Consider the following 329-nt stretch of genomic DNA (forward strand, 5'->3'; position numbering starts at 1 on the left):
ATCTGGTCGGCGACGCGCTCTGCCTGACCGCGGGCCTGCTCTACGCCGTCTATTTCATCATCATGGCGGGCGTGCGGGAGCATGTGCCGCCGATGCCGGCGCTGGCCCTGTCGACGATCGCCAGCATCGTGCCGCTGCTGATCTTCGCCGTCGCGTTGGGGGAGACGGTGATGCCGACCGCGTGGGGCCCGCTGCTGGGGCTCGCCCTCGTCAGTCAGGTGTTGGGCCAGGGATGCATGATCTTCGCACTCGGCAAGGCGTCGCCGTTGAAGGTCGGCATCACCTTGCTGATCCAGCCGGTGGTCGCCGCGACGATCGGCTGGCTGATC

At 67.8% G+C, this 329-nt stretch carries 1 protein-coding gene; it reads left to right on the plus strand.

The features are described 5' to 3' along the window. Positions 1-329, plus strand: a 329-nt coding sequence (locus tag AC0IYH_RS30325) for an EamA family transporter (RefSeq protein WP_471837844.1), incomplete at both ends; no start/stop codon positions are given.

Source organism: Pseudomonas sp. AC463 (assembly GCF_979253585.1).